General features: G+C 73.3%; 10 protein-coding genes and 1 riboswitch. Of the genes, 6 read left to right on the plus strand and 4 right to left on the minus strand.

The window, feature by feature from the left end:
• Nucleotides 1–35: 35 nt before the first annotated feature.
• From QJ852_11430 to QJ852_11440, 3 genes are read right to left on the minus strand one after another with little or no spacing between them, the layout of a single operon-like run.
• Nucleotides 36–716, minus strand: coding sequence for a response regulator transcription factor (locus QJ852_11430; GenBank protein ID WGX99030.1), 681 nt, complete (start codon nt 714–716; stop codon nt 36–38).
• Nucleotides 701–2,182 (minus strand): HAMP domain-containing sensor histidine kinase, encoded by a 1,482-nt coding sequence (locus QJ852_11435; GenBank protein WGX99031.1) that lies wholly within the window; start codon nt 2,180–2,182, stop codon nt 701–703. The genes QJ852_11430 and QJ852_11435 overlap by 16 nt, the downstream gene beginning before the upstream one ends.
• Nucleotides 2,172–2,558 (minus strand): hypothetical protein, encoded by a 387-nt coding sequence (locus QJ852_11440; protein ID WGX99032.1) that lies wholly within the window; start codon nt 2,556–2,558, stop codon nt 2,172–2,174. The genes QJ852_11435 and QJ852_11440 overlap by 11 nt, the downstream gene beginning before the upstream one ends.
• A gap of 330 nt (nt 2,559–2,888) precedes the next feature.
• Here QJ852_11440 and QJ852_11445 point away from each other — a divergent pair, with 330 nt between their 5' ends.
• Nucleotides 2,889–4,442 (plus strand): AMP-binding protein, encoded by a 1,554-nt coding sequence (locus tag QJ852_11445; GenBank protein ID WGX99033.1) that lies wholly within the window; start codon nt 2,889–2,891, stop codon nt 4,440–4,442.
• Here the strand turns inward: QJ852_11445 and QJ852_11450 are convergent.
• Nucleotides 4,409–4,957: a hypothetical protein gene (locus tag QJ852_11450; protein WGX99034.1), complete on the minus strand. Its 549-nt coding sequence runs from the start codon at nt 4,955–4,957 to the stop codon at nt 4,409–4,411. The genes QJ852_11445 and QJ852_11450 overlap by 34 nt on opposite strands.
• Before the next feature lie 38 nt (nt 4,958–4,995).
• A riboswitch (cobalamin riboswitch) is annotated at nt 4,996–5,080 on the plus strand.
• Between the two features lie 19 nt (nt 5,081–5,099).
• Between QJ852_11450 and cobN the strand changes: the two genes are divergently transcribed.
• The 5 genes from cobN to QJ852_11475 all read left to right on the plus strand — a co-directional run bounded on the left by cobN (nt 5,100) and on the right by QJ852_11475 (nt 12,178).
• Nucleotides 5,100–8,723, plus strand: coding sequence for a cobaltochelatase subunit CobN (cobN, locus tag QJ852_11455; GenBank protein ID WGX99035.1), 3,624 nt, complete (start codon nt 5,100–5,102; stop codon nt 8,721–8,723).
• 97 nt (nt 8,724–8,820) lie between these two features.
• On the plus strand, nt 8,821–9,549 hold the full coding sequence (locus QJ852_11460; GenBank protein ID WGX99036.1) for a precorrin 6A synthase: 729 nt from the start codon (nt 8,821–8,823) through the stop codon (nt 9,547–9,549).
• Nucleotide 9,550: 1 nt separating this feature from the next.
• Entirely contained in the window at nt 9,551–9,913 is a 363-nt protein-coding gene (locus QJ852_11465; protein ID WGX99037.1) for a (2Fe-2S) ferredoxin domain-containing protein, read from the plus strand.
• Between the two features lie 124 nt (nt 9,914–10,037).
• Entirely contained in the window at nt 10,038–11,429 is a 1,392-nt protein-coding gene (locus tag QJ852_11470; protein WGX99038.1) for a cobyric acid synthase, read from the plus strand.
• Nucleotides 11,426–12,178: a cobalt-precorrin-6A reductase gene (locus QJ852_11475; protein ID WGX99039.1), complete on the plus strand. Its 753-nt coding sequence runs from the start codon at nt 11,426–11,428 to the stop codon at nt 12,176–12,178. The genes QJ852_11470 and QJ852_11475 overlap by 4 nt, the downstream gene beginning before the upstream one ends.
• Nucleotides 12,179–12,218: the final 40 nt, after the last annotated feature.

The raw sequence follows: 12,218 nt of genomic DNA on the forward strand, positions 1-12,218 counted from the left end.
AGGATGGGGAAACTCAACGGTCAGGATGGGGAAACTCAACGGTCGAAGCGGTAGCCCATGCCGCGCACGGTGGTGATCGAGCGGGCGCCGAGCTTGCGGCGCAGGTAGCCGACGTAGACGTCGACGACATTGGAGCCCGGGTCGAAGTCCAGGCCCCAGACGTGGTCGAGAAGCTGCTCGCGGGACAGCACCTGGCCGGCGTTGCGTAGGAAGATCTCGGCGAGCGCGAACTCCCGTGCCGACAACTCCACCTCGTCCCCGGCCACGCTCGCGCGGCGGGTGCGTAGGTCCAGCTCGATCCCCCCGGCGACGAGCTGGTCGCCGGTCCCGTTCGCCCCGGCCGCCGCGGCCGCGGTGGACTGACGCAGACGCAGCCGCACCCGGGCACTGAGCTCGGCGAACCGGAACGGCTTGGGCATGTAGTCGTCGGCGCCGCCCTCCAGTGCGGTCACCGTGTCGGTCACCGAGTCCCGCGCAGTGAGCACGATGACGGGGATCCGCGAGCCCTGCGAGCGCAGCTGGTCGAGCAGGTCGAAGCCGTCGATCCCGGGCAGGCCGATGTCGAGCACGACCAGGTCGACGTCGCCGGCCAGCGCGTGGTCGAGGCCGGTGGTGCCGTCGGCGGCGACCGTCGTGCGGTGCCCCTCGGCGCGCAGGCCCTTCGCGACGAAGGAGGCGATCCGCTCCTCGTCCTCGACGATCAGGATGTGGGCCATGGGGCTCCCTTCGGCGCCGCGGCGCCCGTGGCGGTGTCGGTGGAGGCATCCGCGGGCGCGGGCGGGACGACCGGCAGCACCGCGGGTACGTCGAGCACGAACCGCGCTCCGGGACCGGCCCGGTGCGGGTCGACGTACGCCGTGCCGCCGTGGGCCTGGGCGATGGCACTGACGATGGACAGGCCGAGGCCGAAGCCCTCGTCGCCCGGCGGGACGGCGGCGCGGCCGAACCTGCCGAAGATCCGCTCCCGGTCCTCCGGGGCCACACCGGCGCCGTCGTCGTGGACCCAGCAGCGGAGGGTGGCGCCGACGACGGCCGCGCCGATCGCGATCCGGCCGCCCGCTGCGGTGTGCTTGACGGCGTTGTCGGCGAGAGCCAGCAGCGCCTGGGTGATCCGCTGGCCGTCGAGCACGACCTCGGTCGGCAGGCCGGGGGATGCCTCGAGCACCCAGTCGCGGCGGCCGAGGGCGCTGGCCTTGCTGAGCACCGTGGCGAGCAGCGCAGACGGATCGGTGGGCCCGGGGGAGAGGAAGTCCGGCCGGTCGCTCTTGGCGAGCACGATCAGGTCGCCGACCAGCCGCGCCATCCGGTCCACCTCGTCGAGCAGCAGGGCCCGGGTCTCGGCGACCTCCTGGGGACTACCGACGTCGAGGAGCTCGAGGTGCCCGCGCAGCACCGTGAGCGGGGTGCGCAGCTCGTGCCCGGCGTCGTCGAGGAACTGGCGCTGCCCGGCGAAGGCGTGCTCGAGCCGGTCCAGCATGCCGTTGACGGTGCGGGTGAGCGCGGTGATGTCGTCATTGCCGCGTTCAGGCAGACGCCGCGACAGATCGGTGGCGCTGGTCGCCTCGGCGGCGACCCGCAGCGTGCGCAGCGGGCGGAGCAGCCGCCCCGACACCCAGGCCGCGGTCCCGGTCACGAGGATGGCGGACAGGGCGGCGACGAGCGCGTAGGTCCGCATCGTCTGGAGCAGCTCGTCACGGTCCTCGGCGAGGAAGGTGGCCACGAGCAGCGCACCGCGCTGGCTGCCCTGGGTGACCGGCTGGGCGGTGATCCGCACGTCGCCGCGGTCGGTGTCGAGATAGGTCGTGCCGCCGTCGACGACCAGCGGGGCCACCGCCTCCAGGAAGGCCGGGTCCTCGACCAGGGCGTCCTTCGGGAACTGGACCAGCCGGCCGTCGCCGATCCAGCCGACGAGCAGCTCGTCGTCGTCGGGCACATTGCGCTTGAGGAAGCCCTCCAGCAGGTCCTGGACTGTGGCGAAGTCGCCGGTGCGCTGCAACGCGACGAACTCGTCGAGCTCCTGCTCGACCTCTCGCTGGACGGCGTCGGTGACCGCACGGTTCTCGACCCAGTAGACGATCAGCCCGGCGCCGGCGAGAGCGACCGTCACCAGGAGCGCCACGGCCGCGGTGATCCGGGTCCGGACCGACAGGCCCGCCCGGTCCGGTCGGCGCTCAGTCGTCATCGGGCTCGTCGGGCTCGTCGGGGTCGTCGTCGGCATCGTCGGGCTCGTCGTCGCGGTCGCCCCGGTCGTCGCGGTCGCCGTTGCCGCGCCGGTCGTCGCCGCGGCCCCGCCGGTCGTCGTCATCGTCGTCATCGTCGTCGTCGATCTCGGGCTGCGGAGTGATCACCGTGGCCCGCGACGGCGTGGGCTCGCTCGCCGGCGGAGCGGGCGGCGAGGCGGGCGGCGCGGCCGGGTCACCAGGCGGCAGCGAGCCGAGGTCGACCGGCGGCCGCGGGGCCGGCTCGTCGGCTCCCGCGCGGACCACGGCCGCGACGACGAACCCGGCCAGCAGCAACAGCACGGCGACCGGCAGCAGTACCTTCCCCACCCGGCTCATGACGCCACCATCCTGCCTGATCGTGGGCCGCCGGTGAGAGGCCGATGAGAGTCCTCTCATCTCTTGATGGGCCGAGCGTGTCGCCCATCGAGCGCTGCGGACAGACCCTTCGGGCCCGCCCTTGCCCTCGATGCGCTGCGCGCGGGCGCCACGCTGCCGGCCGCGCTGCGCTCGGACCGCGGGCTTCGGTCGATGCGGCTGCGCCGCCGTCCGCCACGCTGCCGGCCGCGCTGCGCTCGGACCGCGGATGCCTCCTTTCGAAGGCACGCAGGAGGGGCAGCGGGGCCTAGGGTGGTAGGCGTCACATCCGTCTGCCCTGGGAGGCCCCGCGTGTTCGTCCCGTTCAGCGTCAACGACTTCCTCGACCGGGCCGTCCAGGTGTACGGCGAGCGGGTGGGTGTCGTCGACGAGCCGATGCAGCCCGCGCCGAGCCAGGGCGAGCTCACCTACGCACAGATCGGCGAGCTCGCCCGCCGCCAGGCCGCCAAGCTCGACGAGCTCGGGATCGGCGTGGGCGAGCGGGTCGCCGTCGTCAGCCACAACAGCAGTCGGCTGCTCACGTCCTTCTTCGGCGTCAGCGGCTGGGGTCGGGTGCTGGTGCCGGTGAACTTCCGGCTCAGCCCCGACGAGGTGCAGTACATCGTCGAGCACTCCGGCGCCCGCGTGCTCTACCTCGACCCCGAGCTCGAGGAGTCGCTGGCCGGGGTCACCTGCGAGCAGAAGTACGTCCTCGGTGACGACGACGCCCTCTACGCCGCTCCGGGCGCCGAGCCCAAGGCCTGGGCGTACGACGAGAGCGCGACCGCGACGATCAACTACACCTCGGGCACGACCGCGCGCCCCAAGGGCGTCCAGATCACCCACCGCAACATCTGGGTCAACGCGCTGACCTTCGGCCTGCACGCCGGGATCAGCGACCGCGACGTCTACCTGCACACCCTCCCGCAGTTCCACGCCAACGGCTGGGGCATGCCGTTCGCCATGACCGGTGTCGGTGCGCGCCACATCATCCTGCGCAAGGTCGACGGCGCCGAGATCCTGCGCCGGGTCCGCGACCACGGCGTGACCGTGATGTGCGCGGCGCCCGCGGTCGCGGCGGCCGTGCTCGAGGCGGCGGCGACCTGGGAGGGCGAGATCCCCGGGCGGGACAAGGTGCGGATCATCATGGCCGGCGCGCCCCCGCCGACGAAGACCGTCATCCGGGTCCAGGAGGAGCTCGGCTGGGAGTTCATCCAGATCTACGGCCTCACCGAGACCTCGCCGCTGCTGACCATCAACCGCACCCGCGCCGAGTGGGACGACCTGTCCGCCGAGGAGCGCGCCACCCGGCTCACCCGGGCCGGCGCGCCGGCGATCGGCGTCCGGCTGGCGATCGATGAGTCCGACGAGGGCTCCGGCGAGGTGCTCGCCCGGTCGAACGTCATCCTCGAGGGCTACTGGGAGCAGCCCGAGGAGTCCGCCGCGGCGCTGAAGGACGGCTGGTTCCACACCGGTGACGGCGGCTACCTGGGCGACGACGGCTATCTCACCATCGCCGACCGCAAGAAGGACGTCATCATCACCGGCGGCGAGAACGTCACCTCGATCGAGGTCGAGGACACGCTCTTCTCGCACCCCGCGGTCGCCGAGGTCGCCGTGATCGGCGTGCCGAGCGAGAAGTGGGGGGAGACGATCAAGGCGCTCGTCGTACTGACCGCCGACGCGACCGCCGGACCTGAGATGGAGGCCGAGCTGATCCGCTGGTGCAAGGACCGGCTCGCCGGCTACAAGGCCCCGACGTCGGTGGAGTTCCGCGACGAGCTGGCCCGGACGGCGACCGGCAAGCTGCAGAAGTTCAAGCTGCGCGCGCCCTACTGGGAGGGGCTCACCCGCCAGGTGAACTGATCGGCCGGCACGAGCGTGGCGGCCCATCCGGCGGCCCGCCACGCCGTCACGGTCGTGTCCGGCCATGCGCCGTCGCCCGACGCGACGACGTCGACCTCGGTCGTCACCTGGTCGGGCCGCGCCGCCGGTACGCCGAGCGGCTCGCCGCTGATCGGGTCGTTCAGGTCCGCGGCGCCGTCGACGCACGTCACGCGGCGCAGACCGATCCCGAGGCGGCGCTGGTGCTGGGCCAGGCTCAGCGCGGCGACGCCGGCCTCGCCGTACCCGACGACGGTGAGCTGGTCCGGCGGGTGCACCGCCGACCCCCGGGCGTAGCGCACCGAGCGCAGCAGGTCGCGCCCGTCCTCCCAGGTCGGCACGACGACGCGCACCCCGCCGCGGGTCGCGATCCGGCTCGCCAGGGCGCCGACGGCGTCGGCGTCGGTGCGGACCGCGGGGTGCCACAGCAGGAGGGTGTCCAGGTTGGGGTGGCCGTGCACGGCCACGGGGATGCCGGGCGCCTGCGGGGAAGTCACGGGACCACCGTAGGCTGAGCCCCCACAGGTCCGCGGCCCAGGAACCCGGTGTGAGACCGGGGCGGTTCCGCCACTGTGACCCTGTCAGCCTCCGCGAGGGCGCTGCCGGGCAGCCAGACACTGGCCGCGGACACACCTACCGATGAGGGGCGAGAACCCCGAGGAGGCCTTGAGCGTCATGGCGCGCATCGCACTGCTGTCCACGTCCGACACCGACCTGCTCTCCGCGCGAGCGAGCGGCGCCGACTACCGCTGGGCCAACCCGAGCCGCTCGGCGCTCGACGGGCTCGTCGCGCTGGCCGGTGAGAGCGACCTGGCCGTGATCCGGCTGCTCGGCTCCCCCCAGCAGTACGACGCCGAGCTGGCCGCGCTGCGGGCCACCGGGCGCCCGCTCGTGGTGCTCGGCGGCGAGCAGACGCCGAGCGCGGAGCTGATGGAGACCTCGACGGTCCCGGTCGGCGTCGCCGCCGAGGCGCACCGCTACCTGGCCGAGGGTGGCCCGCGGAACCTGGCCCAGCTCCACGCCTTCCTCTCCGACACGGTGCTGCTCACCGGTGAGGGCTTCGAGGCGCCGGAGGTGATTCCCGCCTGGGGCCTGGTCGAGCGGCCCGGCGCGCCCACGGGCGACACCAAGGCCCGGGTCGGGGTGCTCTTCTACCGCGCCCACCAGGCCAGCGGGAACACCGCCTTCGTCCACGCCCTGTGCGACGCGATCGACGCGACCGGGACGGCGGCGGGTGTGCCGATCTTCGCCGGCTCGCTGCGCGCCGCGCCCGACGAGCTGTTCACCGCGCTCGGCGAGTTCGACGCGCTGGTCGTCACGGTCCTCGCCGCGGGCGGCAGCGTCCCGGCCGGCGCAAGCGCGGGCGGCGACGACGAGACCTGGGACGTGGAGCGGATCGCCGCGCTCGACATTCCTGTCCTCCAGGGCCTGTGCCTGACCAGCAGCCGGGCCGAGTGGGAGGCCTCCGACGACGGCGTCTCGCCGCTCGACTACGCCAACCAGGTCGCGATCCCCGAGTTCGACGGGCGGATCAGCACCGCGCCGTTCTCGTTCAAGGAGATCGACCCGAGCGACCCGGCCGGCCTGCCGTCGTACGTCGCGGACCCGGAGCGCGCCGCGCGCGTGGCTGGTCTCGCGGTCAACTACGCGCGGCTGCGCCGGGTGCCCAACGCCGAGAAGCGGATCGCGCTGATGCTCAGTGCCTACCCGACCAAGCACTCGCGGATCGGCAACGCGGTCGGCCTGGACACCCCCGTCTCGGCGGTGCGGATGCTGCGCCGGCTGCGCGACGCGGGCTATGACGTCGGCGACGGCTTCGGCGTCCTCGACCTGGACGATGACACGGTCGCCGGCGACACCCTGATCCACGCGCTCATCGCGGCCGGCGGCCAGGACGAGGAGTGGCTGACGTCCGGCCAGCTCACCGACGCGCACGTGCGGATCACCAAGGCCGACTACGACGCGTGGACCGCCGACCTGCCCGCCGACCTGCGCGCCGACATGGTCGAGGCGTGGGGCGAGTCGCCCGGCACGCTCTTCGTCAACGACAGCAACGAGATCGTGCTCGCCACGCTCCGCGCCGGCAACGTCGTGCTGATGATCCAGCCGCCCCGTGGGTTCGGGGAGAACCCGGTCGCGATCTACCACGACCCCGACCTGGCGCCCTCGCACCACTACCTGGCGGCGTACCGCTGGGTGGAGCACGGCTTCGGCGCGCACGCCGTCGTGCACCTCGGCAAGCACGGCTCGATGGAGTGGCTGCCGGGCAAGAACGCCGCGTTGTCGGCCTCCTGCGGCACCGACGCGGCGATCGGCAGCATGCCGCTGATCTACCCGTTCCTCGTCAACGACCCGGGTGAGGGCGCGCAGGCGAAGCGCCGCGCCCACGCGACGATCGTCGACCACCTGGTGCCGCCGATGGCGCGTGCGGAGAGCTATGGCGACATCGCGCGGCTCGAGGGCCTGCTCGAGGAGTACGACAAGATCTCCGCGATGGACCCGGCCAAGCTGGCCGCGATCCGCGGCGAGATCTGGCAGCTGATGCACGCCGCCGAGCTGCACCGCGACCTCGGCCTCGACGCCCAGCCCGGGGACGACGACTTCGACGACTTCCTGCTCCACGTCGACGGCTGGCTGTGCGAGATCAAGGACGTCCAGATCCGCGACGGGCTGCACGTCCTCGGGCAGGCGCCCGAGGGGGAGGCCCGGGTCAACCTGGTGCTCGCGATCCTGCGCGCCGCGCAGGTCTGGGGCGGGCGGTCGCACGCCGTACCGGGGCTGCGGGCGGCGCTCGGCCTCGCGCCCGAGGCGCCGACCACCGAGGTCGACCGGGTCGAGGCCGAGGCGCGCGAGCTGGTCGAGGCGATGGAGAAGGCGGGCTGGGACCCGGCCCGCGTCGACGACCTGCACGAGGACGCCGACGTCCGCGCCGTGCTGGCGTTCGCGGCCACGCAGGTCGTCCCGCGCCTGGCCCGTACGACGGACGAGCTCGACCACACCCTGCACGCGCTGAACGGCGGCTACGTGCCCGCGGGGCCGTCCGGCTCGCCGCTGCGCGGGCTGGTCAACGTGCTGCCGACCGGCCGCAACTTCTACACCGTCGACCCGCGCGCGGTCCCGTCCCGGCTGGCCTGGCAGACCGGCCAGGCGATGGCCGAGTCGCTGCTCGCGCGCTATGTCGATGAGGAGGGCGGCTATCCCGAGTCGGTCGGCCTCTCCGTCTGGGGTACGTCGGCGATGCGCACGTCCGGCGACGACATCGCCGAAGTGCTCGCGCTGCTCGGCGTACGGCCCGAGTGGGACGAGGCGTCCAAGCGGGTCCACACGCTCACCGTGATCCCGCTCGAGGAGCTCGGCCGTCCGCGGATCGACGTCACCGTGCGGATCTCCGGCTTCTTCCGCGACGCCTTCCCGCACGTCGTGGCGATGCTCGACGACGCGGTCCGGATGGTCGCCGAGCTCGACGAGCCCGCCGACCAGAACTTCGTGCGCGCCCACGCCGCCGCCGACCTGGCCGAGCACGGCGACGAGCGGCGCGCCCGGACCCGGATCTTCGGCTCCAAGCCCGGCTCCTACGGCGCCGGCATCCTGCAGGCCGTCGAGTCCGGCTCCTGGCGCGACGACGCCGACCTCGCCGAGGTCTACACCGCGTGGGGCGGCTTCGCCTACGGACGCGACCTCGACGGCGTACCGGCCTCGGACGACATGCGTGCCAACTACCGGCGGATCAAGGTCGCGGCCAAGAACATCGACACCCGCGAGCACGACATCGCCGACAGCGACGACTACTTCCAGTACCACGGCGGCATGGTCGCCACGATCCGCGCGCTGACCGGCGCCGACCCCAAGGCGTACGTCGGCGACTCGACCTCGCCCGACGCCGTCCGCACCCGCACCCTGCAGGAGGAGACCAACCGGGTCTTCCGCGCGCGCGTCGTCAACCCGCGCTGGATCGGCGCCATGCAGCGGCACGGCTACAAGGGCGCCTTCGAGCTGGCCGCGACCGTCGACTACCTGTTCGGCTTCGACGCGACCGCGGGTGTGGTGCACGACTGGATGTACGAGTCGCTGGCTCAGTCCTATGTCTTGGACCAGACCAACCAGGAGTTCTTGCGGAAGTCCAACCCCTGGGCGCTGCGCAGCATCGTCGAGCGGCTGCACGAGGCCAAGGACCGCGGGCTGTGGGAGTCGCCCGATCCCGAGGTGCTCGCCGCGCTGCAGGCGGCGTACCTCGAGGTCGAGGGAGATCTGGAGGACCGATGAGTGCCGCTCGGAGGACCGCGGTTTGGGACCAATCCGCAACGACACGCCGTACGAGCCTGTGGTTTGTGCCCAATCCCGGACTGGTCGGACCAGTTCGATGACCGCCACGGGAGTGCGCATCCTCGGCGTCGGGATGGGGCCGCAGCACGTCACGCCGGAGGTGGCCACGGCGCTGGGGGAGTGCGACTACGCACTGGCGGTGGCCAAGAGCGAGGACGACCCGCTGCTCGCCGTACGGCAGGCGGTGTGTGACGCGCACGGGATCGAGCTGGTCGTCGTCCGCGACCCGGAGCGCGACCGCTCACCCGGCCTGGACCGGGCGGGCTACGAGGGCGCCGTCGCCGACTGGTACGCCTCCCGGCTGGCCGCCTACCGTGCGGTGCTGTCGGAGCGGGGCGGGGTCTGCGGGTTCCTGGTCTGGGGCGATCCCTCCCTGTACGACGGCACGATCCGCCTCGCGCGCGAGCTCGGCGTGCCGTTCGACGTGTTCCCCGGTGTCAGCGCGCCGCAGGTGCTCGCGGCGCGGCACCGGATCGTGCTGCACGAGGTCGGCCAGGCGGTCCACGTCACGACCGCCCGCCGGCTGCGTGCCGACGTCGCGGCCGGGCAGCGCAATCTCGTCGTGATGCTCACGGCCGGGGTCGACCTCGACGGCTTCGCGGACTGGGACATCTGGTGGGGGGCCAATCTCGGCGGCGCCGGCGAGCGGCTCGTCGCGGGCCGGGTCGGCTCGGTCGTGGGGGAGATCCAGGCCGCGCGGACCGCGGCGAAGGTCGAGGCGGGCTGGGTGATGGACCTCTTCCTGCTCCGCGGGCCGGAGGCCTGAGGTGGGCCTGCCCGAGCGCGACGTCCTGCTCTGTCGCGACTGCTGCTGCGGGACGAGTGCGAAGCACCCTGACGCGGACCACGCCGCCCAGCGCGACGAGATCGAGGCGCTCGACGACCCGGCCGGACGGCGCGGGCCGCGGGTGCGGGTGCGCGTCGTCGACTGCCTCGACGAGTGCGACCGGTCGAACGTCGTCCTGGTGCGGGACTTCACCTGGTTCCCCGGCGGCCGGCGCCCCCGGGACTTCTGGCTCGGTGGCGTCCTCTCGGGTGCTGCCACCGAGGCGGTCGTCGATTGGGTGCGCGCGGGTGGGCCGGTGCCGGACGCGCTGGCCCGGCACGTGTTCCGGGGGAAGCGGGCATGAGTCACAGGGGCACCAGGCATCCCACTGGACGGGCATTTCCTGCACTTGTCGGGCGTTGCAACGGCCGACGAGTGCAGGAATCACCGGTCGACCGGCGATTCCTGCACCCCGCCGGGAGCCCGCGATGAGGGGCGCGGCGCTGCTGGTGGCGGGGATGACCTCGGATGCCGGCAAGAGCGTGGTGACCACCGGGCTGTGCCGGGCGTTCGCGCGGCGCGGGATCCGGGTGGCGCCGTACAAGGCACAGAACATGTCGAACAACTCGATGGTCGTCACGGGCCCCGACGGCGAGCCCGGCGAGATCGGCCGCGCCCAGTGGGTGCAGGCGATCGCGGCCGGCGTCACGCCCGAGGTCGCGATGAACCCGGTGCTGCTCAAGCCCGGCAGCGACCGGCGCAGCCACGTCGTGCTGATGGGTCAGCCGGCGGGCGAGGTGTCCGCGCGCAACTGGCAGGACGGCCGCGCGCACCTGGCCGAGACGGCGTTCGCCGCGTTCGACGACCTGCGCGCGCGCTTCGACCTCGTCGTCGCCGAGGGTGCGGGGAGCCCGGCCGAGATCAACCTGCGCGCCAGCGACTACGTGAACATGGGACTGGCCCGGCACGGCGACGTCCCGACGATCGTGGTCGGGGACATCGACCGCGGCGGCTGGTTCGCCTCCGCCTACGGGACCCTCCTGCTGCTCGACGCTGCCGACCAGGCGCTCGTGAAGGGGTACGTCGTCAACCGGTTCCGCGGCGAGGTCGACCTGCTGAGGCCCGGACTGGCCGACCTGGAGCGGCGCACCGGCCGCCCGACGTACGGCGTGCTGCCCTGGCACCCCGACCTGTGGCTCGACTCCGAGGATGCGCTCGACCTCGCCGGCCGCCGGGCCGAGGTGGGCGCGGACGTGCGCAGGGTGGCCGTCGTCCGGCTGCCGCGGATCAGCAACTTCACCGACGTCGACGCGCTCGGCCTCGAGCCGGGGCTCGACGTGGAGTTCGTCTCCGACCCGGCGCGCCTGGCCGACGCCGATCTCGTGGTGCTGCCCGGCACCCGGGCGACCCTCGCCGACCTGGCGTGGCTGCGCTCGCGCGGGCTGGACGTGGCGATCCGACGGCATGCCGCGGCGGGACGGCCGGTGCTGGGGATCTGTGGCGGCTGCCAGATGCTCGGCCGTGTGATCGAGGACCCCGAGGGCGTGGAGGGCACGCCCGGCGCGGCCGTGGACGGGCTCGGCCTGCTGGACCTGACCACCCGGTTCGGTCCCGAGAAGCGGCTGGTCGTGCACGAGCCGGCCGGCTACGAGATCCACCACGGTCGGGTCACCGGCACGACCACGAACGCGACGGTGACCGGCACGATGGTGCACGGCAGCCTCGAGGACGACGCCACCCGGGCGGCGTACCTGATGACGTATCTCGGCGTCACGAGCGGCGCGTCGTTCCCGGCGGCGCGGTCGGCCCGGCTCGACCTGCTCGGCGACCTGGTCGAGGAGCACCTGGACCTCGACGCGATCCTGGAGCTGACCCGATGAGGGTGCTGCTGCTCGGCGGCACCGGCGAGGCCCGCGATCTCGCCGCGCGCCTGGTCGCGGACGGCGTCCCGGTCGTGTCGTCGCTCGCCGGCCGGGTGGCGCGGCCACGGCTTCCCGTCGGTGAGGTGCGGATCGGCGGCTTCGGGGGAGTGCCCGGACTGCAGGCCGCACTCGCGGGCTTCGATGCCGTGGTCGACGCGACGCACCCGTTCGCCGCGGGCATCTCCCGCAACGCGGCAGCGGCCTGTGCCGCGGCCGGCGTACCGCTGCTGCGGCTCGAACGGCCCGGCTGGGCCGAGCGGGCCACGCCGTCGTGGATCTGGGTGCGCAGCCACGAGGAGGCCGCCACGGTGGCCGGCGAGCTCGGCAGCCGGCCCTTCCTGACCGTCGGGCGCCAGGAGCTCGGCCGGTTCGTCCCGGCCCTGGCCGAGCGACAGGTGCTGGCCCGGGTCGTCGATCCGCCGGGCCTGACGATCCCCGCGGCCTGGGAGCTGCTGACATCGCGGGGGCCCTACACGTTCGACCGTGAGCGGGAGCTGATGGCCGACCGCGACGTCCTGGTCACCAAGGACTCCGGCGGCGAGCACACCTGGCCCAAGATGGCGGTCGCGGCGCAGCTCGGCATCCCGGTCGTCGTCGTCCGCCGGTCGGCCGCTCCGGAGGGTGTGGTCACGGTGGCCGGTGTCGACGAGGTCATGGTCTGGCTGGGCGGGCTCAGCGGTGCCGTTCACCTACCGGATTTGTCGTGAGAGCGGAGCTGGGACGACGAATTCGGTAGGTGAACCGCGC

It is taken from the genome of Nocardioides sp. L-11A, assembly GCA_029961745.1.
Lineage (GTDB): Bacteria > Actinomycetota > Actinomycetes > Propionibacteriales > Nocardioidaceae > Nocardioides.

What these genes read in the sequence shown, in the direction of transcription:
- QJ852_11430 (WGX99030.1), bottom strand. Translation starts at nt 716, where the DNA reads ATGGCCCACATCCTGATCGTCGAGGACGAGGAGCGGATCGCCTCCTTC.
- QJ852_11470 (WGX99038.1), top strand. Translation starts at nt 10,038, where the DNA reads ATGAGGGGCGCGGCGCTGCTGGTGGCGGGGATGACCTCGGATGCCGGC.
- QJ852_11460 (WGX99036.1), top strand. Translation starts at nt 8,821, where the DNA reads ATGACCGCCACGGGAGTGCGCATCCTCGGCGTCGGGATGGGGCCGCAG.
- cobN (WGX99035.1), top strand. Translation starts at nt 5,100, where the DNA reads ATGAGGGGCGAGAACCCCGAGGAGGCCTTGAGCGTCATGGCGCGCATC.
- QJ852_11475 (WGX99039.1), top strand. Translation starts at nt 11,426, where the DNA reads ATGAGGGTGCTGCTGCTCGGCGGCACCGGCGAGGCCCGCGATCTCGCC.
- QJ852_11440 (WGX99032.1), bottom strand. Translation starts at nt 2,558, where the DNA reads ATGAGCCGGGTGGGGAAGGTACTGCTGCCGGTCGCCGTGCTGTTGCTG.
- QJ852_11435 (WGX99031.1), bottom strand. Translation starts at nt 2,182, where the DNA reads ATGACGACTGAGCGCCGACCGGACCGGGCGGGCCTGTCGGTCCGGACC.